Genomic DNA, 21,362 nt, shown 5'->3' with positions numbered 1-21,362 from the left:
TCCACAGCTCCTTCGGGATCGTGCCCGCCTGTTCCCATTCGCGCGAGAAGGGCGCGATCCGTTCGCCGCCGAAATCCCGCGCCATGTCGAAAATCGCCTGCTGCTCTTCGCCGAGTGCGAAATCCATATGTCTCATCCCTTTTCTTGGACGGGTCATCCCCCGGAGTATTTGGGGAACGAGGAAGCCGGTCAGAACTTCCCGGTCAGTTCCGGGACGGTTGTGAACAGGTCACCGACCAACCCGTAATCCGCGATCTGGAAGATCGGCGCCTCCTCGTCCTTGTTGATCGCGACAATGACCTTGCTGTCCTTCATCCCGGCCAGGTGCTGGATCGCGCCGGAGATGCCCACCGCGACATAGAGCTCGGGGGCGACGACCTTGCCGGTCTGGCCGACCTGCCAGTCGTTCGGGGCATAGCCGCTGTCGACCGCCGCGCGCGAGGCGCCAACCGCCGCGCCCAGCTTGTCGGCCAGCTGCTCGATGATGGCGAAGCTCTCCTTCGAGCCGAGGCCGCGACCGCCCGAGACCACCCGTTTCGCCGAGGTCAGCTCGGGGCGGTCGCTCTCGGCCACCTCGTCGCCGACCCAGGCCGACAGGCCCGGATCGGTGGCGACGGCGGTCTCGGCCACGCTGGCCGAACCGCCGATCCCCGCCGCATCGAAGCTCGCCGTGCGCAGGGTGAAGACCTTCTTCGCGTCCTTCGAGCGCACCACCTGGATGGCGTTGCCGGCATAGATCGGGCGCTCGAACGTGTCGGCATCGACCACGGCCGAGACATCCGACAGCACCATCACGTCCAGAAGCGCCGCGACCCGGGGCAGGATGTTCTTGGCATCCGTCGTCGCCGGCGCGGCGATGTGGCTGTAATCGCCCGCCAGCGACACGATCAGCGCCGCGGTCGGCTCGGCCAGGCGGTGGCCGTAGAGCGCATTCTCCGCCACCAGCACTTTCGACACGCCGGCGATCGTCGCGGCCTCCTCGGCGGCGGCCTTGGCCTGCGCGTCGGCGCAGAGCACCGTTACATCGCCCAGACCCTTGACCGCACTCACCGCCTTCGCCGTCGCGTCGCGGTTTAGCGCCCCGTTCGTCACTTCCCCAAGCAGCAGAACAGCCATCAGAGCACCCCCGTTTCTTTCAGTTTCCCCACCAGCTCGTCCACCGAGCCGACCTTGATGCCGGCCTTGCGGCCCTCGGGCTCGCGCACCGAGACCACCTCGAGCCGCGACGCGACGTCGACGCCGTAATCGCCCGCGGTCTTCTCAGCGAGCGGCTTCTTCTTGGCCTTCATGATGTTCGGCAGGCTCGCGTAGCGCGGCTCGTTCAGGCGCAAGTCGGCGGTGACCACCGCCGGCAGCGGCACCTCGATGGTCTGCAGCCCGCCGTCGACCTCGCGGGTGACCTTGGCCTTGCCGACCTCGATCTCCACCTTGCTGGCGAAGGTCGCCTGCGCCCAGCCGAGCAGCGCCGCCAGCATCTGGCCGGTGGCGTTCATGTCGTTGTCGATCGCCTGCTTGCCGGCGATGATGAACTCGGTGCCTTCGGCCTTGGCCACGGCGGCAAGGATCTTGGCCACGGCCAGCGGTTCGATGTCGCTCTGCACGTCCTCGGCGGCCACCACCAGGATCGCCCGGTCGGCGCCCATGGCCAAGGCCGTGCGCAGCGTTTCCTGCGCCTGCTTGACGCCGATAGAAACGGCGATGACCTCGGAGGCCACGCCCCTCTCCTTCAGCCGGATCGCCTCTTCGACCGCGATCTCGTCGAAGGGGTTCATCGACATCTTGACGTTCGCCAGATCGACACCCGTCCCGTCCGCCTTCACGCGGGCCTTTACGTTGTAGTCGATTACGCGCTTCACTGGCACGAGGACTTTCATCTTTCATCCTTTCCTTTTTCGCATCCGTCGCGGATCAGTTCCGCAGCGGCTTGCCGGTCCCGAGCATGTGTTCCATCCGCTGCCGCGTCTCGGGCCGGTCGATCAGGTCGAACAGCACCTGCCGCTCGATCGCCATGTTCTCGGCGTCGCTGCGGCCGCCGCCGCCGCCGCCCAGGACACGGGCCAGGCCCCGCAACACATGGCGGTCGTAATCCGAGCCCTCGCCGGCCAGTTCGGAAAGATCCAGCCCGTCCGGCGGCGTCACCGCCAGCCCGGCCGGCGGGGCATAGCCCTGCGCGGCCATCTCGGCCGCCATGCGGCAGGCGGTAGCCAGCAGCAAGTCGCGATTCATCACCAGCCGGTCCTGCGGCAGCAGGATGCCCGCCGCCAGCGCCTCTTCGGCCGAGCCGGATTGCGATGCCGAGAAGATCGTCGCCGCCGCACGCCGCGCCGCCTCGTCGGGGGCCAGCCCGGCCTGCAATCCGCGCGCCAGCAGGCTGGTGCAGCCGCCCCAGGCCGGAATCAGGCCGACCAGCACCTCGGGCAGGCCCATATGCGCCTCGGCATGGGCGACGATCCGGTCGGCGTGCAGCGCCAGTTCGCATCCGCCGCCGAGCGCAAAGCCGTGGACCGCGGCGATGACCGGCGCCGGCGCGTGGCGCAGGCCCAGGAACAGGCGCTGACCGCGGTCGATGAAGGCTTCCATGTCGGCGCGGCGCCCGCCCTCGATCAGCGACAGGATGAAGCGCAGGTCCGCCCCGGCCGAAAAGGCGCGCGGATCGTCATTGCCGATCACCAGCCCATGCAATCGCGCGCCCAGCAGCGGCAGCGTCTCTTCGATCACGTCCAGCACCTCGGGGTGCAGGCTGTTCATCTTGGTGTGGATCTGCAACAGGCCGATGCCGTCCCCCGCATCCAGCAGCGAAGCCGAATCGTTGCCGAGGAGGATCCAGCCCTGCGCCCGCAGCCCTGCGGCCGTCAGCGGCACCTCCCGCCCCGCGCCCGCGGCAGGAGCGGCCAGGAAATGCCCGTCCCGATAGAAGCCGCCCGCCTTGGCCGCGCGGGCCAGCAGGGCGGGAACCGGCAGGCCGGTCGACTCCAGATGCGCCGTCACCCGTTCCGGCCCCCACCTGTCGGCCAGCACGAAGGGGCCCCGCCGCCAAGCATAGCCCAGCTGCATGCCGGCATCGACATCCGACGGGTCGGCGGCGATTTCCGGGGCGTGATCGGTGGCATAGGCCACCACCTCGCCCAGCACCGCGCGGGCATAGCCGCCATGCCGGCCCGGATCGGCCAGCAGCGCGGCCAGGTCCTTGCCGCCTCCCGGCAGGTCGCCCGGCGCGACGGGCGCAGCGGGGCGCCAGTCGCCGCTTGCAAGGTCGCTGGCCTGCAGCCCCGCCTGGGTCTTGCGAAAGAAGCCGCCGCCCGACTTGCGGCCGAAGCGGCCCTGTTCGACCAGCGTGCGGAACATCGGATCGGCGGCGATGTCATAGCGGTGGAAGCGGTCCGTCGCCGGCAGCCCATCGACCAAGCTGCGCCAGACCTGCGGCACCAGGTCGATCCCAATCAGATCGAAAAGCCCGAAGACGCCGGTGCGCGGCACTCCCATGGCCTGATGGACGGCATCCGCCTCTTCCACGGTCAGGCGGTGTTCGCGCGCCAACAGCGCTGCCGCGGCCATCCAGAAGCAGCCGATGCGATTGGCCACGAAGCCGGGCGTGTCGCGGCAGTCAATGACGGTCTTGCCCAGCACCTGCTGCGCCGCCCGCCGCGCGCGGTCCAGCAGCGCCGGGTCGGTCTCGGGGGTCGAGACGATCTCGAGCAGCGGCATCAGCCGGGGCGGATTGAAGAAATGCGTGATCAGGAAGTCGCGGCGAAAGGCGTCGGACATGCCCTCGACCAGTTGCGCATGCAGCAGCGTCGAGGTGTTCGAGGACACGATCGAACCCGGTTTGCGCAGCGCCTCGATGCGCGCGTAAAGGTCGCGCTTGACGTCCAGCCGCTCGGCCACCGCCTCGACGATCCAGTCGGCCTCGGCCACAAGCGGCAGGTCGCGGAGGACATTGCCGGTGACGACGCGGCCCGGACCGGTCGGGCCCATGAAGCCCTGGATCCTGACCTGTCGCTCCAGCCCCGCGCGGGCGGGGGCGTCCGGCGCCGCGCCCTCGGGTCCGGGCACGTCCAGCAATATGACCTTCAGCCCGGCATTGGCGAATTGCGCGGCGATGCCGCCCCCCATCGCCCCGGCGCCGATCACCGCAACGCAGGCGATGTCCCGCGGCATCTCGGCCCAGAAGGTCTGGCTGGCCATCATCTTGGTCATGTCTGTTTCCCCCTTATTTGCCGGTGAACCGGGCCGGCCGTTTGTCGAAAAAGGCCGAAAGCGCCTCGGCGAAATCCGCGGATGCGGCGCAGGTCTTGAAGGCCTGCTTCTCGGCCTTCAGCGTCGTGGCGTAATCCCGGCCGAAACTGTCGCGCAGCAGATGCTTCAGCGCGGCTGCGGCGCCCGGGGCAAGCCCGGCCAGGCGCGCCGCCAGCCCTGCGCCTTCGTCTTGCAGCGCGACGTCGGGGACGACGCGGTTCACCAGGCCCCAGTCCAGCGCCTGGCCGGCCGGCACGGTGCTGCCTTCAAAGGCGATCCAGGCGGCGCGGCGCAGCCCGACGATGCGCGGCAGGTTCCAGCTGATGCCACAATCCGCCGGAGCGCCGATCTTCAGATAGGCAAAGCTCAGGACCGCCGATTCGGCCGCCAGGGCAAGGTCGGCCGCCAGTGCCAGAGACAGGCCCGCGCCCGCGACCGGCCCATGCAGAAGCGCGACGGTCAGCGCATCCGATTCGGCCAGGCGGGCCAGGGCGCGGTTCATCGGCGCGATGATCGCCTCGGCCTCGGCGGCGCGGTCCTCGACGCGGCGAAAGGCAGCAAGGTCGCCCCCCGCCATGAAGGCCCGGCCATTGCCTGACAGCGTCAACACGCGCACCCCTGCATCCAGCGCCTGAACGACGGCCGCCTCGAAGGCGCGGGCGGTGGCCTGGTCGATGGCATTGAGCGCCTGGGGCCGATCAAAGACGATGCGCCCCACCGCGGCGTCGAGATGCAGTCGAAGAGGTTCGGTCATCGCAACTCCTTGCACAAGCCCACAACGGGCGGTGGGCCAGAACGCCCTGCCGGGCCTGATTTGCCACGGCTGGGGCGGCTGGGCAAGAAATATATACAATATGTGGCTGTAAAAATACAATTGATAGCATTACTTCTTGCGTGTGTCTGACGTGAATCGTGGGCTTCGTCCCTTCGGGATGACTGGTGAGCCGGACGAGCGCAGGATCTGGCGAATCATGCGCCCGGCGAGCGGCTTGCCGACGCAGGGGCATGCGTCCTGTGGGCACGCACGCCAAATACCGGCTTGGGCGGACAAGATCACCAATAGCCGGATCGGGGGTCTTGTGTCTCGCGCCACGGACAAGCCTTCATCGACTGGGCGCTCTCTGGGCCGGAGAAGGATCAACGCCGATCCGGGTGCTGGGCCGCCGGGCCGCGGCAGGATGCTGGACAAGGGGGTGAAGATTCCGCTCAGCACCTTGCAGTCGTCGGTCCCCGCACGTCCCCGGGAAAAAGGCTGACGCCGTTGCATCTGTCGCGTGGCATGAAGCGGAAACGCATGGCGATGGGCTCTGCGAGGCCCTGCAATAATATTCCAGTTGATTATTTATATTTTTATGATAGCAGAATTATACACAATCTGCCGACCCTGCAGCATCGCCGCAGAGTGTCGCAACAAGGGAGCAGCCATGAACGACATCGTCATCCTGTCCGGGGTTCGCACCGCCATCGGCGGCTTCGGTGGATCGCTTTCGGGGCTTGCGCCGCACGAGTTGGGCGTCATCGCCGCCCGCGCCGCCATCGAGCGCGCCGGGATCGAGCCCGCCCGGATCGGCACGACCGTCTTTGGCCATGTCATCAATACCGAGCCGAAGGATATGTACCTGTCCCGCCTTGCCGCCATCGGCGCGGGCGTGCCGGACACCGCCCCCGCCCTGAACGTGAACCGCCTTTGCGGCTCGGGCGTGCAGGCGGTGGTTTCGGCCGCGCTGGCCCTGCAGCATGGCGAGGCGGATTTCGCGCTGGCCGGCGGCGCCGAATGCATGTCGCGCGCTCCCTATGCCGTGCAGGCGGCGCGCTTTGGGCAGAAGATGGGCGATGCGGCGATGGTGGACATGCTGGTCGGCACGCTCAGCTGCCCCTTCGGCACCGGCCATATGGGCATCACCGCCGAGAACGTCGCCGCCGAGCATGGCGTCTCGCGCGCAGATCAGGATGCCTTCGCGCTGGAAAGCCAGCAGCGTGCCGCACGGGCCATCGCTGCGGGGCATTTCGGCGAGCAGATCGTCCCTGTCGAGTTGTGCAGCCGGCGCGGCGTCGAACTGTTCGACCGCGACGAACACCCGAAGGAAACCTCGCTGGAAGCACTCGCGCAGTTGAAGCCGGTGTTTCGCAAGGACGGCTCGGTCACGGCCGGCAATGCCTCGGGGATCAACGACGGCGCGGCTGCCCTGGTGCTGGCCCGAGCCGAGGCGGCGGAACGGCTGGGGCTGACGCTGGTCGCGCGCATCCTGGACCATGCGATCGCCGGGGTAAGGCCCGAGGTGATGGGCATCGGCCCGGTTCCGGCGGTCCGGCAATTGTTGGAGCGCACCGGCCTCAAGGCGACGGATTTCGACGTGATCGAGTCGAACGAGGCCTTTGCCGCCCAGGCGGTTGCGGTGACGCGCGCCCTTGATCTGGACCCGGCCCGCGTCAACCCCAATGGCGGCGCCATCGCCCTGGGCCACCCGGTCGGTGCGACGGGCAGCATCCTGCTGGTCAAGACGATCAATGAACTCAAACGCATCGGCGGACGTCGCGGCCTGGTGACGATGTGCATCGGCGGCGGACAGGGCATCGCTTTGGCCATAGAAATGAACTGAACGGTACGAAAAACGGACCTGGAGAACGGACCTGGAGACGGCGCAGGCTGCGTGGAAACGCTGCCAGCGCCGCCGTTTTAATTTCCGTCAACATGCTGAATAAAAACAATAATTATTACTTATCTTGCGGATAATTCTTGCCTGTCGCACACATTTTCGTCAGATTAAGTATGCATATTAAATTTGTAAGTATGCAAATCGATAAAGATTCGGCAAAGGACCGCTGCCCGCATCCGCGTGCGGCCGCTCCAGCGGATCAAGGGTACCGCCATGTCCAGGCAAGGACGGTTTGGGAGGAATGAGATGGAAATCAAGGGAAAGATAGGATCGGCCAGTCAGATGGCCGCAGCAGTCCTGATCGGAGGAGCAGGCGCGGCAGCCGCGCAGGATCTGACGGTTCTGGAGGCGCGCATAGCCGCGCTGGAGAACCGCCAGACCGAAAGCGGCCATCTGGCTCTGGCGCCGGGTGTAAAATTGACGTTTTACGGGTATACGAAACTCGACCTCATCACGGACAACAACTACGATCTGGGCGCGACCACCGGGGCCATGGCCGGCGTGACGGCCGGCAGCCCGCTGGAAGGTTCGGGCTCGAACGCCCATGCCTATGAAAGCCGGCTGGGCCTGCGCGCCACCATCGACACCGACATCGGAGAGGTGAATCTTACCCTTGAAGGCGATTTCTTCGGCAGCGGCGGTGGCAATTTCCGCCTGCGCCATGCCTATGGCGAGGTCGGGTCGCTGCTGGCGGGTCAGACCTGGACCAACTGGGTGCCGGCCGAGGGGGGCCCTGCCGCGGTGCAGGACTTCAACGGCCTGGCGGGCGGCAGCTATTACCGCACGCCGCAGGTCCGTTACACCTTCCGGCCCAACGACCAGTGGCGCTTTTCCGTTGCGCTGGAAGAGGATTATGCGCCCGGCACCGCGTCACGCATCGCCGTGTCCGGTTTCGCGGGCTATGCGAATGGGCCGCTGAAGGTCGGCATGGGCGCGATCTCGCGCGGTCTGGAAACCAGCAGTTTCGGTGATGTCAGTGGTTTCGGCTATGCCATCGGCGCCGATTACGAGGCCTGGCAGGGCGGCAAGCTGCATGCACAATATATTGGGGGCAAGGGCATCTCGACCTTGCTGAACAATGCCGGTTTCTCGGGGCTGGAGGTGGGAGCCGCAGGCAAATACGCCTACGACATCGATGCCGCGGGCGACCCGGTCAAGGCCAAGGGCGTGAAGTTAGGCGTCACCCAGAAGCTGGGTGAGAAAAGCGATCTTTCGCTGGCGCATGGCTTCCAGCGCTTCGATGACTTTGCCGGCGCGCTGGGCAGTGACACCAGGGAAATCAGCACGACCCATGTGACCTACCGCTATTTCGCGACGAAATCCGTGATGCTGGCTGCCGAGGCAGTCTATGTCGAGCGCGAGCAGTTCGACGGGGCGAGCTTCGACAATACCCGCCTCCAGGGCGTGGTAAAGTTCACCTTCTGAAAATCCAAGGCCCGCCACGTTCGCGGGCCTTGTCCTTTCGCCAGGACCGAGGGGTCAGACCGTATCCATGCTGCCCAGGATGACGCTGGTCTGCGAGGACAGCACCCCGCCGTTGCCGTGGCACAGCGCGAGATTGGCCACCGCCAACTGGCGCTCGCCCGCCTCTCCGCGGATCTGGCGCACGGCCTCGACCAGCGTGAACAGCCCATACATGCCCGGATGCACGCAGGACAACCCGCCGCCATTGGTATTGACCGGTAGCGCGCCACCGGGCGCGATGGCCCCGTCCTGGACGAAGCGCCCACCCTCACCCTTGGGACAAAAGCCGAGATCTTCCAGAAACAGGATCGTGTTGATGGTAAAGGCGTCGTAAAGCTGCACCATGTCCATGTCGGCGGGGCCGTAGCCCGCGGCAGCATAGGCGCGCTGGCCCGACAGCCTGGCGCCGGTGATGCAAAGGTCGGGCATGGCAGCGATTTCCTTGTGCGTGGTCTCGGCCCCCGCCCCCAGCACCGTCACCGGCTTCTTGCGCAGATCACCGGCGCGCGCGCGAGAGGTCACGACCACAGCCGCCGCCCCGTCCGTGACCAGGCAGCAATCCAGCGCGCCCAGCGGCGAGGAAACGATGCGCGCGGCCAGGTATTCCTGCATGTCCAGCGGCTCGCGCCGGAAGGCCTCGGGGTTCAGCCGCGCCCAGGCGCGCGCGGCCAGCGCCACCGCGCCCAGTTGCTCTCTGGTGGTGCCATAGTCGTGCATGTGGCGGCTGGCGGCCAGCGCATAGCCCCCAATGGGCATCCGCGCGCCATGCGGCGCCTCGTAGACCGAGCCGCGCAGGGCCGAAACCAGCCGTCCCGCCGCCGAGCGCTGGTTCGAGCCGTAGCAGATCAGCGCCGTCTCCATGTATCCGGCCGAGATCATGAAGCAGGCCGTCATCAGGTGGTTCAGAAAGGACGAGCCGCCGGTGCGGTTGTTGTCCACGAACCGGGCGCCGACGCCCAGATATTCCGCAACCGCCAACCCGCCCAGCAGGTCCTCGGGCAGGCAGGTGAAAAGCCCATCCACATCGGCAAGGCCGAGGCCCGCGTCCTGAAGCGCCAGAAGCCCGGCCCTGGCGGTCATCTCGAGCGCGCTGTGGCCCTCGCACAGGCCGATGCCGAAGGTGGCGGCCCCGGCGATGGCGCAGGCGGCGCGCGGAAAGGCCTTATCCTTCATCCTGTTCCCCTTGCGGCACGAAAAACACATGCGGCGGATCGCTTTCGCCGGCGATCACCGCGCGCAGGCACTGGCCGATCCTGACCGGGACCTCGGTTTCGATCCGCGACAGTAGGCGGAAGCCCTCTTCCATCTCGACGATGGCGATGATGCGGCTGGGCGCGGGCGGTTTTTGCGGCTGCTCGGTCACGGCATGGACCCGGCCGCGGCCCGAGGATTGCGCCCATTCCAGCGCCGCCCCGTCGCCGGGCGCGGCAAGGCGCGGCGGAAACACCGCCCGTCCCGCGGCCGTGCGCTGGAAGCAGAAGCGGCCCTCGCGCAGGGCTTGCAGATACTCAGCCTCGGGGCCCAATGACGCTGTGGATGGTGCTGCCATGGCCGGCCCCTCAGATGATCGCTTCGGCGCGCAGCTTCTCCAACTCCTCGGCGGAAAGCGAGAGGCATTGCCGCAGCACCTCGTCGTTATGCTCTCCGGCCAGCGGTGGGGCCGAGCGATAAGCCACTGGCGTCTCGGACAGCCGCAGCGGGCTGCCGACCAGTCGCACGGTGCCTGTGACGGGATGCTCCATGCTCACGAACATCCCGCGCGCCTGAAGCTGGGGATCCTCCTCGATGTCGGGCATCTCGTTGATCGGCCCGCAAGAAACCTTGGCGGCAAGGATCCTTTCCATCCAATGCGCGCGCAGGTTGGTGGACAGGACCGCGTTCATCTCGACCGTCAGCGCCACGCGGTTCTCCAACCGGTCGCGCGAACGCAGGAAGCGCGGATCCTCGGCCCATTCCGGGTGGCCCAACGCGCCGGCCAGCCGGGCGAACTCACGGTCGTTGAAGGTCGCAATCAAGACAAAGCCGTCCGCGCATTCGAAAACGCCGTTCGGCACTGCGGTCGGATGTTCGTTGCCGGTGCGCGGCAGCGGTGCGCGCGCGTTCAGCCACGACCCGATATTGTTCATCAGCAGCGCCACCTGGCTGTCGAACAGCGCGATGTCGATATGCTGGCCCGGCCCGCCGTTCTGACGATGCAGCAAGGCAGCGAGGATGGCGATGGCGGCGTTGTTGCCGGCGGTGATGTCGGCGATGGGCACGCCGACGCGGGTCGGGATGCCGCCATCGGCCTCGGGCTGGCCGGTGACGGCCATCTGCCCGCCCATGGCCTGCACCAGATAGTCATAGCCAGAGCGGTCGTTATAAGGCCCGGTCTGCCCGAAGCCGGTAATCGAGCAATAGATCAACCTGGGATTGACCTTACGCAGATCTTCATAGCCCAGCCCGTAACGCGCCAAGGTGCCGGTACGGAAGTTCTCGATGAACACGTCCGATTCGGCGGCAAGCCGACGCAGTAGCGCGGCGCCCTCGGGGCGCGCGAAATCCAGTCCGATCGAGCGCTTGTTGCGGTTGACCATCTGGAAATAGGTCGATTGCTCGGGCGCGCCAGGACGGCCTTCGATCCAGGGCGGGCCCAGGGTGCGCAGATCGTCGCCATCGCCGACCCGCTCGATCTTGATGACGTCGGCGCCCAGGTCGGCCAGGGTCTGCGCCGCCAGGGGTCCGGCAACGACCCGCGTCAGGTCCAGCACCCGGATACCCGTAAGAACGCCCCGGTAGTCGATCCGCCCCTGGCCGCCCGCCGCATCGGTGGCGTCGCCGTCGAGTTCTTGCATGTCTGTTTGTAGGGTCATGGTTCCTCTGCCCAAGGCTGTTGCCAAGCGACTTCCGCTTGTTTGAATATACAATAGTAACGTCTCATTATACAAGAGGAGTATTTATATTGTTTTCCATCGCCGGGCATGTAATATTCCGGCAGCAAGCGAAGAACGTCAGCGGAGTGCGGAATGGATCTGCGGTTGAAGGGCCTCAAGGCGGCGGTGACCGGGGGAACGCGGGGAATCGGCAATGCGATCGTGCATGTCCTGGCCGAGGAAGGCTGCGCCCTTGCCACCTGCGGCCGGGCGCCCGAGCGCATCGAATCGCTGCGTCGGCAGATGGACGCCGCGGGAGTCCGCTTCCACGGCGAAACCGTTCAGGGCCGCGATGGCGAGGCCATGCGCAACTGGACGCGGAACTCGGTCGAGGCGCTGGGCGGGCTGGACATCTTCGTCGCCTCGCTCTCGGCTGGCGGCGGCACGGACGAGGAACGCTACTGGTATCGCAATTTCGAGATCGACCTGATGTCCGCCGTCCGCGGCGTCGAGGAGGCGCTGCCCGCCCTGCGCCAGTCGAAATGCCCCTCGATCCTGATCCTGGCGACGATGGCCGCGTCCGAGACCTTTGTCGCGCCGATGGCCTATAACGCCATCAAGGCGGCGCTGGTCACCTGGTCCAAGCAGCTTTCCCAGCAGCTTGCCCCCGAAGGCATCCGCGTCAACTGCCTGTCCCCCGGCCCGACCATGTTCAAGGGCTCGAACTGGGAAATGATCCGCGTCGCCCGCTCGCGCATCTACGACAACGCCGTCCGCCAGCAGCCCACGCGCCGCATGGGGACGGCCGAGGAGATCGCGCGCTCGGCCGTGTTCCTGGCAAGCCCGGCCGCGTCCTGGTGCAACGGATCGCATCTGCTGGTGGACGGCGGCTTTTCCAAGCGCGTCCCGTTTTGAATCTCAGGAAGGTTCCATTCATGCCCGTCGAACGCATCAAGCCGACCGATTTCACTCGCACGCCGGCCACGCCTGCCGCGAAGCCAGATTTTGGCTCGGCGACGATCCCGAAGGAGCGTTACACCTCGGCCGAATACATGCGCCTGGAATGGGAACGCATGTGGACCAAGGTCTGGTTGCTGGGCTGCCGGATGGACGACATTCCGAATCCCGGCGACTATCACGTCACCTCCATCGGCAAGGAAGAGATCATCCTGGTCCGGCAAAAGGACATGTCGGTGCGCGGCTTCTTCAATGTCTGTCTGCATCGCGGAAACCGCATCATGGTCGGCGAGGGCAATGCGACCAGCTTCAAGTGCCAGTATCACTTCTGGGAATACGGGCTGGACGGCGCGTTCGAGAACATCCCCGACCTCGAGACCTTTCCGCAGGGCGCACCGCCCTGCAAGGGTCTGCGCGAGGTGAAATGCGACACCTGGAACAGCTTCGTCTGGTTCTCGATGAACCCCGAGGCCGAGCCGCTGCTGGACTATCTCGCGCCCCTGCCCGAGCATCTGGAGCCCTATCACTTCGAGCGCATGGTCAAGGTCGCCGACATGACCGTCGAATGGGACTGCAACTGGAAGACCTCGGTCGATGCCTTCAACGAATCCTATCACGTGCAGGGCATCCACCCGGAGTTGCTGTATTTCATTGAGGACAAGGACGTCCAGATCGATTGCTATGGCCGGCACAACCGCTATCTGGTGCCCTTCTCGACCATCTCGCACCGGGTCGAGGAAACCACCGAGATCCCGCATTTGATCAAGCACGCCATGAAAGAGGCGGGGATGAACCCGGCCGATTTCGACGGCCGCGTGACCGAGGTGCGCAAGGCGCTGCAAGCGTTCAAGCGCAAACACGGCCCCGCGATGGGGCTGGATTACAGCGACCTGAACGACGACCAGCTGACGGACGATTACCACTACAACATCTTCCCGAACCTGACGCTGAACACCCATGCCGACGATCTGATGCTGTTCCGCCAGCGCCCACATCCAAGCGATCCCAACAAGATGTTCTTCGACGTGTTCATCTTCAAACTGCTGAAGAAGGACGAGCCGCGCCCGAAAAAGCCACGCCACGAACAGTTCAAGCATGGCGAGAAGTCGCTGGGCCTGGTGCTGGACCAGGACGCCTACAACCTGCCGGGCGTGCAGGCGGGGATGAACTCGGACAGTTTCGACGGGCTGTGGATCGGCGACCAGGAACTGCGCATCCGCCACTTTCATCACGTGTTGGAATCTTATGTCGGATCGTGACGCGAAGCCGCCCCGCCGCTGGGAAGACCTGGTGGTGGGCGAGGAAACCCGCTCGCGCGAGATGCTGGTCGAAGAAGGGCCGATGATCGACTTCGCCACCCGCTACGACCCGCAATTCTTTCACATGGACCCGGCGACCGCCGACCAGTCGCTGTTCGGCGGTGTCATCGCCAGCGGGCTTTACACCGCCTGCCTGTGGCGCATCCTGGACCACGAGGTGAACGGCGACATCGCATGGGTCTGCGGCGTCGCCTGGGACAATGTGCGCTGGTCGCGCGCGGTGCGGCCGGGCGACCGGATTGTGGCGCATTCCCGCATCGAGGCACTGCGTCCCTCGGCCTCGCGGCCCGCGGTGGGGATGGCGACGCTGCGCCACGCGCTTACCAACCAGGACGGCGAGACGGTGTTTTCCTTTGTCTCGACCGACATGGTCTATCGGCGGGAGGGCTAGGTCATGCGCCCCGTGCGCCGGGTTCTGCTGGTGGTCGGCGGGCTTTACCACGACTTCGATTTTGTCCGGCTGGAACTGCTGGCGCAGCTGGCCCGGCACGAGCATCTGCGCGTCGATCTGCGCCACGATTATTCAGACCTGGCCGCGCTGGAGCGTTGCGATGCGCTGATCACCTATACCAGCGCGCTTTTGCCCGACGCGGCGCAGACTGCGGCGCTGGCCGACTGGGTGGGGCGCGGCGGGCGCTGGTTCGCGCTGCACGGCACCAATTCGGCGATCCAGATCCGGCCCGACGGCAAGGTGCTGACTCCGGAAATGGAGCCGCTGCTGTTCGACCTGCTGGGCAGCCAGTTCCTGGCCCATCCCGTACCCGGCCGCTATCGCATCCGCCCCGTTGAGGCCCATCCGCTGACCGAAGGGATCGAGGCGTTCTTCCTGGAGGACGAGCATTATCTCCAGCGCCATGCCGAGGGGAACCTGGTCCTGCTGGCCTCGGAGTTCCAGGGCGAGACGACGCTGTTTCAGACCCGCGACTGGCCCAAGGGGCAGCATCAGAGCTTTTACCTGCGCCCGCGCGGCAAGGGTGGCGTTCTGTATCTGACCCCCGGCCATGCCAGGGGGCGCTATGACATGCAGCCCCTGGCCGAGACCTATCCCTTCGTCGAGCGCGGCGCTTGGATCCTGCCGGTATTTCACCGGCTGATCCGGCGCGGCATCGCCTGGCTCGACCGCGACTTGCCGGAGACCATGCCATGACCAAGCCCGAGATCCTTGAACTTCGCACCTCGGACGGGCTGCGGCTGGAGGCGGAAAGCTATGGCGCGGGACCGACGATCCTGTTGGCGCATGGCGGCGGGCAGACCCGCTATTCCTGGCGAGGCGTGGCGCGGGCACAGGCGGAAAAGGGTTGGCGCACCGTCGCGCTGGACCTGCGCGGGCATGGCGCCAGCGACTGGGATCCGGCGGGGGATTACGGCTTGGAACGCTATGGCCGCGACATTGCCGAGGTCGCGCAGCAACTGGGGGGTGGCATCTATCACGTCGGCGCCTCGCTGGGCGGCAATGGGGCGCTGGCAGCGGTCGGCCGCTATGCGCCCGAACTGTTCCACGCGCTGGTGCTGGTCGATGTGGTGCCGCAAGTGGACAAGGCCGGCGTGGCCGAAGTGCTGGGCTTCATGGGCAGCCACCTGGACCAGGGCTTCGCCGACCTGGACGAAGCATCCCGCGCCGTCTCGGCCTATCGCAAGCAGGCGCCGCGCCCGGCCGGCCAGGCCACGGGGCTGGCGCGCTATCTGCGCCGGCGGGACGATGGGCGGCTGGTCTGGCATTGGGACCCGGCCTTCGTGCGCGGCCGGCGCCACGGCCGACTGACCCCGGATCTGGCGCAACGGCTGGACCAGGACCTGCGCAACATCACCTGCCCGGTCCTGCTGCTGCGCGGGATGGACAGCAACCTGGTCACGGACGAGGCCGAGGCCGCCTTTCGCCGCAGCGCGCCTCAGGCGCTGGTCTGGCATGTCGAGGATGCCGGGCACATGGTCGTCGGCGACAACAATTCGCAATTCGCGGGCGATCTGGACCGTTTCCTGAACCTGGTCCGCAACCGCGAAACAGCCATCGCAAACCAGGGGAGAGCGAATGCCTAGACTCGAGGGAAAGCGCGCCGTCATCATTGGCGCCGCCGGCAAGGACAATCTGGGCCAGGTGCTGGCCCGCCGCTTTGCCGCCGAGGGCGCGCAGGTCACCGTCGCCGGCCGCCACCAGGACGTGCTGGAGGAACTGGCGGCCGAGATCGGCGGCCATGCCGTCACCGCCGACATCACCCGGACCGAGGACAACGAGGCCTTGGCCGAGGCCGCCGTGGCGCGGATGGGCGGCATCGACATCGCGGTGAACTGTACCGGCTGGGGCCTGCTGGTGCCGTTCCTTGACACCAGCCGGGACGAGCTTGAGCGGATGACGCGGCTGCAATTCATCGGCCCGTTCGAATTCTTCCAGTCCATGCTGCGGCGGATGGCGGACGGCGGGTCGATCGTGCAGGTCTCTTCGGCCACGGCGCGGATCATGATGGACGACCACGCCGCCTATATGGGCACCAAGGCCGGGATGGATCACGTCATCCGCTGCATCGCCAACGAGTTCGGCGCGCGCGGGATCCGGGCCAACTCGGTCTCGCCGGGCTTTACCGCCTCGCCCATGACCGGGCGCGCGGCCAGGAACGAGGCACTGGTCGGCGCATTCGCGCGGGAATATCCGCTGGGCCGCGTCGGCACGCTGGAGGACACGGCCGAAGCGATCACCTGGCTTTGCACCGATGCCTGCTTCCTGACCGGCGAGAATCTTCAGGTCAACGGCGGGCTGACCCTGCGCCGCAATCCCACCAATGCCGAGATCGCCGGCGCCGTCCGGGCCGCGAAAGCCGCCCGCGCCGCCGCGGAATAGTTCCCTCCGCCGGCGGGCCGCGCCTTGCCCGACGGCACTTCAAGGCCCCGATCCAATGGACCGGGGCCTTTTTTATGCGCCGTAGAAGGGGGCGAACTCAGGCCGACCGGCGTTGGGCCATCAACTGCTTGACGTCGAAATATTCCTCGGCTGCAAATTCGCGCGGCAGCCGGAATTTCTGGATCTTGGTGGTGGACATCGGCCATTCGGTCACGAAGCGCACATAGCGCGGCACCTTGTAGCTGGCGATGCGGCCCAGACAGTAATCCACCACCTCCGCCGCCGTCAGCCGCGCGCCCGGCCGCAGCTCGACATAGGCCGCCGCCACCTCGAACAGATGGCCGTCGGGCACGGCGATGACCTGCGCCAGCTCGATGTCGGGGTGGGAGCAGAGATAGCTTTCGATCTCGAGTGCGGCAACATTCTCGCCGCCGATCTTCAGCATGTCCTTGAGCCGGCCGTCATAGGTGACGATCCCGCCGGCATCGACATAGCCGAGATCGCCGGTGCAAAGCCAGCCGTCGGCGCGCAGCACCTGCGCCGTCGCCGCGTCGTCCTTGAGATAGCCGCTGAACCGGCAAAAGCCGCGCAGCCTCAATTCGCCGCGGGTGTCGGGCGGCAGGCGCCGGTCGGTCTCGGGGTCGAAGGCGGCGATCTCGAGCCCGTCGAAGGCCTTGCCGGAATGGGTAAAGGGATCGTCGGCCGGATCCCAAGGATCGGACCAGACCGGAACGCCGCTGCCCTCGGTCAGCCCATAGGCATTGACGAAGCGCACCCCCGGCAGGCTTTCGCCATAGCGCCGCAACAGGTCCGCCGGCCCCACGCAATGCAGCAGCCGGACCGAGGACAGGTCGGCCTGGGCAAAGCCCGGATCGTTCAGGATACCGCCGACGATGGTCGGGAAGGACACATAGGCGAAGGTCGCCCGCTCGTCCTGCATCTGGCGCAGCGCCTCCTGCGGCTTGAAATGGCCGGTGCAGATCTGCATCGCGCCCACGGCCCGGCAGGCGGCCATCGGCAGCATCGAGGACATGTGAAAGAACGGCATCGGGTTATAGACCACGTCCTCGGGACCCAGCCGGAAGCGCCGGGCAAAGGACATGCCGATCTGCGACAGGTTGCGATGGCTGAGGATGCAGGCCTTGGGATGCGCCGTCGTGCCCGAGGAATAGATGATCAGCGCATCGCTTTGCGACGGGATTTCGTCGCGCAGCCGCCGGGCCTGGTCCAGATGCGCGGGCGTCGCGGCAGAAAGGAACGCGGCCTCGTCGGGCCAGACCGTCTCGTCCGGGTCGCCGAAGTTGAACAGGCGGCGCAAGTGCGGCGCCGCCGCCAGCGACAGCGGCGCCTTGCCGTCCCAGCCCTCCAATTCGGGATAGATGCGCACCAGCATGGCGCGGAAATCCATGAAGGACTTGGCCTGGCCGCCGATGAACAGGAAACCGGCCTCGGCATGGTCCAGCGCATAGACCAGATCCGCCTCCTTGAAGCGGGCGTTCAGCGTGATGGCGCAGGCGCCGATCATGCCCGCCGCGTAAACCAGCTTGACGTATTCGACCGAGTTCGGACCCAGGATGCCGATGCGCGTGCCCGGCCCCGCCCCCTGCGCCAGCAGCGCCGCGGCATAGCGTTCGGCCTCGGCCAGCATCTGCGCATAGCTCAGTCGTTCGCCGTCCAGCAGCAACAGCGGCCGGTCGGGCCAGCGGGCTGCGGATTGCGCCAGAACCCGCGCATTGGTGTGCTGCCCCGCGGCTTCGACTTCGGCCGGGGGCGTCAGGGGATTTTCGCTTTGCGACATGGTCTTTCCTTACACTTGGGCGCTCTCGCCCGCCGCCCATTCGCGCGCGTCAGGGCTCAGCAACCAGTCGAGGGTGTTTCTCAGCAGCTTGCGGAAGGCCGGATGGGCGAAAGTCGCACCGTCGTTGCCGCATTGCAGCGTGACCGTGGGCGACCGGCCGGAAACCTTGGCCCAGCCGATCAGGTCGGTCCCCCGCGGCGGCGTCCAGCCGTCCGAGGTCCACATCCGCGCCGCAAGCGCATTCTTGGCCGAGTGGAACCGCGCCGGGTCGAAATCGGTCTTGGCCCGCAAAAGCGGCACCACCTCTTCCAGCATCTCGAAAAGATAAAGCTCGTCGGTCAGCTCGAAACCGTCGCCCAGCCCCTCGGTCACGGGATGCGCGCCCACCGGCTCGGCCCGGTAGGTGACGGGGAACAGGTAGCCGGAATCGGGATGCGCCCGGCCCTTGTAGCACCCCGGTTGATAGAAGAAGCGCGCGCCGATCACCTCGGCATATTCGTCCCAAAGCGGCCAGCCGGCGATGGCGTGGTGCAGAAACAGCAAGGGCTTGCCGCTGGCTAGCAGGGCGCGGAACCCGGCCTTGAAGCCCTCGTCCGGCTCGATCAGGTCGGGCGGGTTCGGGGTGCGGAACTGGATGCCCGGCACGTCGTAGAACAGGATCAGGTCATGGTCCTGCCCGCCGCCGCAGGCGATCAGCTGCGCGGCGGCGGGTTGTTCCACATGCGTCCAGCTGATCCCCTTGAGCGAATCAAAAAGCTCGCAAAAGGCCGTGCGATCATAGGGATGGCCCTTGGTCACCACCAGAAGCCGCACCTTGGCATCGTAACGGATCAGCATCGGCGCGGCCGTCAGAACTGGACGCGCTTGGTGAAGCCGCCGTCCACGACAAGGTTGACGCCGTTGATCCAGCTTGCCGCGTCCGAGGCCAGGAAGGCGATGGCGCGGGCCACCTCGTCGGCCTCGCCCATGCGGCCGTCGGGCTGCTGCGCCAGGATCGAGCGGAAGAACGCCTCGTCCTGCTGGCGCACCTGGTCCCAGGAGCCGCCCTCGATCATGATCGGGCCGGGCGAGACCGTGTTCACCCGCAGCCCGCGCTTGGCATGGGCTTGGGACAGTTGCTTGCCATAGGTGATCAGCGCGGCCTTGAGCGCGTTGTAGGCCATCGGCCCGATGAAGGTCTCGACCGCCGCCGTGGTCGAGATGAAGACGACATTGCCCGAACCCTGCGCCTTGAAGGTCGGGAACAGCGCGTCAAAGCCGCGCACGCAGCCCATCAGGTCGATCTCGAAGGCCTTGTACCAGCTTTTCTCGCCATCCATGCCGCCGCCCGCCGAGACGCCGGGCACGAAGATATCGACGCCGCCGAGCTCCTCGGCGGCCTGTTGCAGCCAGGACTTGTAGCCCTCGGCATCCTTGACGTTGGCGGTCCCGCCGATGATTCGCGTGCCGTAAGGCTTCAGCGCCTCGACGGTGGCATCGACCTCGTCCTGCTTGCGGGCGCAGAAGGCGATATCGGCGCCTTCCTGCGCCAGAATTTCCACCAGGCTGCGGCAGATGCCGCGGGTCGCCCCCGTCACGATGGCGCGCTTGCCCTTCAGTCCCAGATCCATCCGTTCCTCCTTGGTTTTCGCGCCTTGCCGTCGGCATACGCGTCGATTGGAAAAGCCGGCGCTATGCCGGGCCGGCCGCCTCGATCAAACCGAAACTGCACCGGATCGGGCCGAATTGCAATATACAATAGCTACATTGTTTGTATAACAAACTGCAGAATCTCCTGAAACAGAGGAAGCCATGCAGGATTATGATGTCATCGTCGTGGGTGCCGGGCCGGGCGGCTATGTCGCCGCGATCCGCGCAGCGCAGCTGGGCCTGAAGACCGCCATCGTGGAACGCGAGCATCTGGGCGGCATCTGCTCGAACTGGGGCTGCATCCCGACCAAGGCGCTGCTGAAATCGGCCGAGGCGCTGGAAATCGCCCGCCGCGCCGCCGATTACGGCGTCCGGGTCACGGGCGAGGTCGCGGCCGATCTGGGGGCGATGGTCGAACGCTCGCGCGGGGTCGCGGGCCGCATGGCCGGGGGCGTCGCCATGCTGATGCGCAAGAACCGCATCGACGTGATCTGGGGCCAGGCCCGGCTGGATGGGCCGGGTGCCGTCACGGTCGAGCCCGCCCAGCCGCATCCCCGCAACGCAGCAGCCAAGCCGCCCAAGGGCGCGCTGGGGGCCGGCCGCTATACCGCGCGGCATGTCATCCTGGCCACCGGGGCGCGCCCGCGTGTCCTGCCGGGGCTGGAGCCCGACGGCCAGCGCGTCTGGACCTATTTCGAGGCTCTGGCCGCGACCGACCTGCCCGGCCATCTTCTGGTGGTCGGCTCGGGCGCCATCGGCATCGAGTTCGCGTCCTTCTTTGCCGCGCTTGGCGCGCAGGTCACGGTGGTCGAGGCGGCGCCGCGCATCCTGCCAGCCGAGGATACCGAGATCGCGGATTTCGCCCGCCAGCAATTTGCCCGGCGCGGCATCGCCTTTCATACCGACTGCACGGTGACACAGCTTGATCGGGGCGCCGAAGGCGTGACCGCCACGCTGCGCGACGGCAAGGGCGAGACGCGCAGCATCGAGGCCAGCCATGTGCTGGTCGCCGCGGGGGTTCAGCCCAACAGCGAGAACCTGGGCTTGGCCGAGGCCGGCGTGGCGCTGGAGCGGGGTTTCGTGCGCACCGACGACCTGGGCCGCAGCAATGTCGCGGGTATCCATGCCATCGGCGATCTGGCCGGCGGCCCGATGCTGGCGCACAAGGCCGAACACGAGGCGGTGATCTGCGTCGAGGCCATCGCCGGCCAGAATCCCCATGCGCTGAACCGCAACCGCATTCCCGGCTGCACCTATTGCGATCCGCAGATCGCCTCGGTCGGGCTGACCGAGGAGCGGGCGCGGGCCGAAGGGCACGACATCGCGGTCGGCAAGTTCCCGTTCTTGGCCAATGGCAAGGCCATCGCGCTTGGCGCCGACCAGGGGCTGGTCAAGGTCATCCACGACCGCAAGACCGGCGAGCTTCTGGGCGCGCATATGGTCGGGGCCGAGGTGACCGAGATGATCCAGGGCTTCGTCCTGGCAATGGAGCTCGAGACCACGGATCGCGAACTGGCCGAAGCGGTCTTTCCGCACCCGACCCTTTCCGAGACGATGAAGGAGGCGGTTCTCGCCGCCATGGGCCGGGCGATCAACATCTGACGGCCGACCGCCGGG

20 protein-coding genes are annotated in these 21,362 nt (G+C 66.8%); 9 read left to right on the top strand and 11 right to left on the bottom strand.

Annotated elements, in window-relative coordinates:
- From C9E82_RS17430 to C9E82_RS17410, 5 genes are all read right to left on the bottom strand, one after another.
- A partial coding sequence (locus tag C9E82_RS17430; RefSeq protein WP_147393036.1) for an acyl-CoA dehydrogenase family protein occupies positions 1–127 on the bottom strand: 127 nt, incomplete at its 3' end.
- 62 nt (positions 128–189) lie between these two features.
- A complete protein-coding gene (locus C9E82_RS17425; RefSeq protein WP_119896782.1) occupies positions 190–1,116 on the bottom strand; it encodes an electron transfer flavoprotein subunit alpha/FixB family protein in 927 nt (308 codons plus the stop codon).
- Complete coding sequence (locus tag C9E82_RS17420) at positions 1,116–1,874, bottom strand: electron transfer flavoprotein subunit beta/FixA family protein (protein ID WP_119896783.1); 759 nt, start codon at positions 1,872–1,874, stop codon at positions 1,116–1,118. The genes C9E82_RS17425 and C9E82_RS17420 overlap by 1 nt, the downstream gene beginning before the upstream one ends.
- A 34-nt stretch (positions 1,875–1,908) precedes the next feature.
- Positions 1,909–4,197, bottom strand: a complete 2,289-nt coding sequence (locus tag C9E82_RS17415) for a 3-hydroxyacyl-CoA dehydrogenase/enoyl-CoA hydratase family protein (RefSeq protein WP_205962126.1) — start codon at positions 4,195–4,197, stop codon at positions 1,909–1,911.
- A 13-nt stretch (positions 4,198–4,210) separates the two neighbouring features.
- Positions 4,211–4,990, bottom strand: a complete 780-nt coding sequence (locus C9E82_RS17410; protein ID WP_119896784.1) for an enoyl-CoA hydratase/isomerase family protein — start codon at positions 4,988–4,990, stop codon at positions 4,211–4,213.
- A gap of 670 nt (positions 4,991–5,660) precedes the next feature.
- Here C9E82_RS17410 and bktB point away from each other — a divergent pair.
- On the top strand, positions 5,661–6,836 hold the full coding sequence (bktB, locus tag C9E82_RS17405; protein WP_119896785.1) for a beta-ketothiolase BktB: 1,176 nt from the start codon (positions 5,661–5,663) through the stop codon (positions 6,834–6,836).
- 339 nt (positions 6,837–7,175) lie between these two features.
- The gene (locus C9E82_RS17400) at positions 7,176–8,318 is read left to right on the top strand and encodes a DcaP family trimeric outer membrane transporter (RefSeq protein WP_119896786.1); all 1,143 of its coding nucleotides are present in this window, start codon (positions 7,176–7,178) and stop codon (positions 8,316–8,318) included.
- A gap of 54 nt (positions 8,319–8,372) precedes the next feature.
- Here the strand turns inward: C9E82_RS17400 and C9E82_RS17395 are convergent, their stop codons facing one another.
- Genes C9E82_RS17395 through C9E82_RS17385 form a run of 3 tightly spaced genes read right to left on the bottom strand, consistent with a single transcriptional unit; the run spans position 8,373 to position 11,191 of the window.
- Positions 8,373–9,530, bottom strand: coding sequence for an acetyl-CoA acetyltransferase (locus tag C9E82_RS17395; protein ID WP_119896787.1), 1,158 nt, complete (start codon positions 9,528–9,530; stop codon positions 8,373–8,375).
- Positions 9,520–9,906, bottom strand: a complete 387-nt coding sequence (locus C9E82_RS17390) for a Zn-ribbon domain-containing OB-fold protein (RefSeq protein WP_119896788.1) — start codon at positions 9,904–9,906, stop codon at positions 9,520–9,522. The genes C9E82_RS17395 and C9E82_RS17390 overlap by 11 nt, the downstream gene beginning before the upstream one ends.
- A gap of 10 nt (positions 9,907–9,916) precedes the next feature.
- Positions 9,917–11,191: a CaiB/BaiF CoA transferase family protein gene (locus C9E82_RS17385; protein ID WP_119896789.1), complete on the bottom strand. Its 1,275-nt coding sequence runs from the start codon at positions 11,189–11,191 to the stop codon at positions 9,917–9,919.
- A 171-nt stretch (positions 11,192–11,362) separates the two neighbouring features.
- Between C9E82_RS17385 and C9E82_RS17380 the strand changes: the two genes are divergently transcribed.
- Genes C9E82_RS17380 through C9E82_RS17355 form a run of 6 tightly spaced genes read left to right on the top strand, consistent with a single transcriptional unit; the run spans position 11,363 to position 16,318 of the window.
- Positions 11,363–12,124 (top strand): SDR family NAD(P)-dependent oxidoreductase, encoded by a 762-nt coding sequence (locus C9E82_RS17380; protein WP_119896790.1) that lies wholly within the window; start codon positions 11,363–11,365, stop codon positions 12,122–12,124.
- A gap of 20 nt (positions 12,125–12,144) precedes the next feature.
- Positions 12,145–13,425, top strand: coding sequence for an aromatic ring-hydroxylating oxygenase subunit alpha (locus C9E82_RS17375; RefSeq protein WP_183154106.1), 1,281 nt, complete (start codon positions 12,145–12,147; stop codon positions 13,423–13,425).
- Positions 13,412–13,876: a MaoC/PaaZ C-terminal domain-containing protein gene (locus tag C9E82_RS17370; protein WP_119896792.1), complete on the top strand. Its 465-nt coding sequence runs from the start codon at positions 13,412–13,414 to the stop codon at positions 13,874–13,876. The genes C9E82_RS17375 and C9E82_RS17370 overlap by 14 nt, the downstream gene beginning before the upstream one ends.
- Positions 13,877–13,879: 3 nt before the next feature.
- Complete coding sequence (locus tag C9E82_RS17365; protein ID WP_119896793.1) at positions 13,880–14,632, top strand: ThuA domain-containing protein; 753 nt, start codon at positions 13,880–13,882, stop codon at positions 14,630–14,632.
- Positions 14,629–15,522, top strand: a complete 894-nt coding sequence (locus tag C9E82_RS17360) for an alpha/beta fold hydrolase (RefSeq protein ID WP_119896794.1) — start codon at positions 14,629–14,631, stop codon at positions 15,520–15,522. Before C9E82_RS17365 ends, C9E82_RS17360 begins: the two co-directional genes overlap by 4 nt.
- Entirely contained in the window at positions 15,515–16,318 is an 804-nt protein-coding gene (locus tag C9E82_RS17355; RefSeq protein ID WP_119896795.1) for an SDR family NAD(P)-dependent oxidoreductase, read from the top strand. The genes C9E82_RS17360 and C9E82_RS17355 overlap by 8 nt, the downstream gene beginning before the upstream one ends.
- Before the next feature lie 97 nt (positions 16,319–16,415).
- Here the strand turns inward: C9E82_RS17355 and C9E82_RS17350 are convergent, their stop codons facing one another.
- The 3 genes from C9E82_RS17350 to C9E82_RS17340 are packed head-to-tail and all read right to left on the bottom strand — an operon-like array spanning position 16,416 to position 19,726.
- Complete coding sequence (locus C9E82_RS17350) at positions 16,416–18,116, bottom strand: class I adenylate-forming enzyme family protein (RefSeq protein ID WP_119896796.1); 1,701 nt, start codon at positions 18,114–18,116, stop codon at positions 16,416–16,418.
- A 9-nt stretch (positions 18,117–18,125) separates the two neighbouring features.
- Positions 18,126–18,953, bottom strand: coding sequence for a ThuA domain-containing protein (locus C9E82_RS17345; protein ID WP_119896797.1), 828 nt, complete (start codon positions 18,951–18,953; stop codon positions 18,126–18,128).
- Positions 18,954–18,964: 11 nt separating this feature from the next.
- A complete protein-coding gene (locus C9E82_RS17340) occupies positions 18,965–19,726 on the bottom strand; it encodes an SDR family NAD(P)-dependent oxidoreductase (RefSeq protein ID WP_119896798.1) in 762 nt (253 codons plus the stop codon).
- A gap of 181 nt (positions 19,727–19,907) precedes the next feature.
- Here C9E82_RS17340 and lpdA point away from each other — a divergent pair, with 181 nt between their 5' ends.
- On the top strand, positions 19,908–21,347 hold the full coding sequence (gene lpdA, locus C9E82_RS17335; RefSeq protein ID WP_119896799.1) for a dihydrolipoyl dehydrogenase: 1,440 nt from the start codon (positions 19,908–19,910) through the stop codon (positions 21,345–21,347).
- Positions 21,348–21,362: the final 15 nt, after the last annotated feature.

This window comes from Paracoccus sigandri (genome assembly GCF_003709565.1).
Taxonomy (GTDB): Bacteria; Pseudomonadota; Alphaproteobacteria; order Rhodobacterales; family Rhodobacteraceae; genus Paracoccus; species Paracoccus siganidrum.
The sequence above is the reverse complement of the archived record's forward strand: the minus strand, read 5'-3'. Positions and strand labels throughout refer to the sequence as shown.

What these genes read in the sequence shown, in the direction of transcription:
- C9E82_RS17425 (WP_119896782.1), bottom strand. Translation starts at nt 1,116, where the DNA reads ATGGCTGTTCTGCTGCTTGGGGAAGTGACGAACGGGGCGCTAAACCGC.
- C9E82_RS17420 (WP_119896783.1), bottom strand. Translation starts at nt 1,874, where the DNA reads ATGAAAGTCCTCGTGCCAGTGAAGCGCGTAATCGACTACAACGTAAAG.
- C9E82_RS17415 (WP_205962126.1), bottom strand. Translation starts at nt 4,197, where the DNA reads ATGACCAAGATGATGGCCAGCCAGACCTTCTGGGCCGAGATGCCGCGG.
- C9E82_RS17410 (WP_119896784.1), bottom strand. Translation starts at nt 4,990, where the DNA reads ATGACCGAACCTCTTCGACTGCATCTCGACGCCGCGGTGGGGCGCATC.
- bktB (WP_119896785.1), top strand. Translation starts at nt 5,661, where the DNA reads ATGAACGACATCGTCATCCTGTCCGGGGTTCGCACCGCCATCGGCGGC.
- C9E82_RS17400 (WP_119896786.1), top strand. Translation starts at nt 7,176, where the DNA reads ATGGCCGCAGCAGTCCTGATCGGAGGAGCAGGCGCGGCAGCCGCGCAG.
- C9E82_RS17395 (WP_119896787.1), bottom strand. Translation starts at nt 9,530, where the DNA reads ATGAAGGATAAGGCCTTTCCGCGCGCCGCCTGCGCCATCGCCGGGGCC.
- C9E82_RS17390 (WP_119896788.1), bottom strand. Translation starts at nt 9,906, where the DNA reads ATGGCAGCACCATCCACAGCGTCATTGGGCCCCGAGGCTGAGTATCTG.
- C9E82_RS17385 (WP_119896789.1), bottom strand. Translation starts at nt 11,191, where the DNA reads ATGCAAGAACTCGACGGCGACGCCACCGATGCGGCGGGCGGCCAGGGG.
- C9E82_RS17380 (WP_119896790.1), top strand. Translation starts at nt 11,363, where the DNA reads ATGGATCTGCGGTTGAAGGGCCTCAAGGCGGCGGTGACCGGGGGAACG.
- C9E82_RS17375 (WP_183154106.1), top strand. Translation starts at nt 12,145, where the DNA reads ATGCCCGTCGAACGCATCAAGCCGACCGATTTCACTCGCACGCCGGCC.
- C9E82_RS17370 (WP_119896792.1), top strand. Translation starts at nt 13,412, where the DNA reads ATGTCGGATCGTGACGCGAAGCCGCCCCGCCGCTGGGAAGACCTGGTG.
- C9E82_RS17365 (WP_119896793.1), top strand. Translation starts at nt 13,880, where the DNA reads ATGCGCCCCGTGCGCCGGGTTCTGCTGGTGGTCGGCGGGCTTTACCAC.
- C9E82_RS17360 (WP_119896794.1), top strand. Translation starts at nt 14,629, where the DNA reads ATGACCAAGCCCGAGATCCTTGAACTTCGCACCTCGGACGGGCTGCGG.
- C9E82_RS17355 (WP_119896795.1), top strand. Translation starts at nt 15,515, where the DNA reads ATGCCTAGACTCGAGGGAAAGCGCGCCGTCATCATTGGCGCCGCCGGC.
- C9E82_RS17350 (WP_119896796.1), bottom strand. Translation starts at nt 18,116, where the DNA reads ATGTCGCAAAGCGAAAATCCCCTGACGCCCCCGGCCGAAGTCGAAGCC.
- C9E82_RS17345 (WP_119896797.1), bottom strand. Translation starts at nt 18,953, where the DNA reads ATGCTGATCCGTTACGATGCCAAGGTGCGGCTTCTGGTGGTGACCAAG.
- C9E82_RS17340 (WP_119896798.1), bottom strand. Translation starts at nt 19,726, where the DNA reads ATGGATCTGGGACTGAAGGGCAAGCGCGCCATCGTGACGGGGGCGACC.
- lpdA (WP_119896799.1), top strand. Translation starts at nt 19,908, where the DNA reads ATGCAGGATTATGATGTCATCGTCGTGGGTGCCGGGCCGGGCGGCTAT.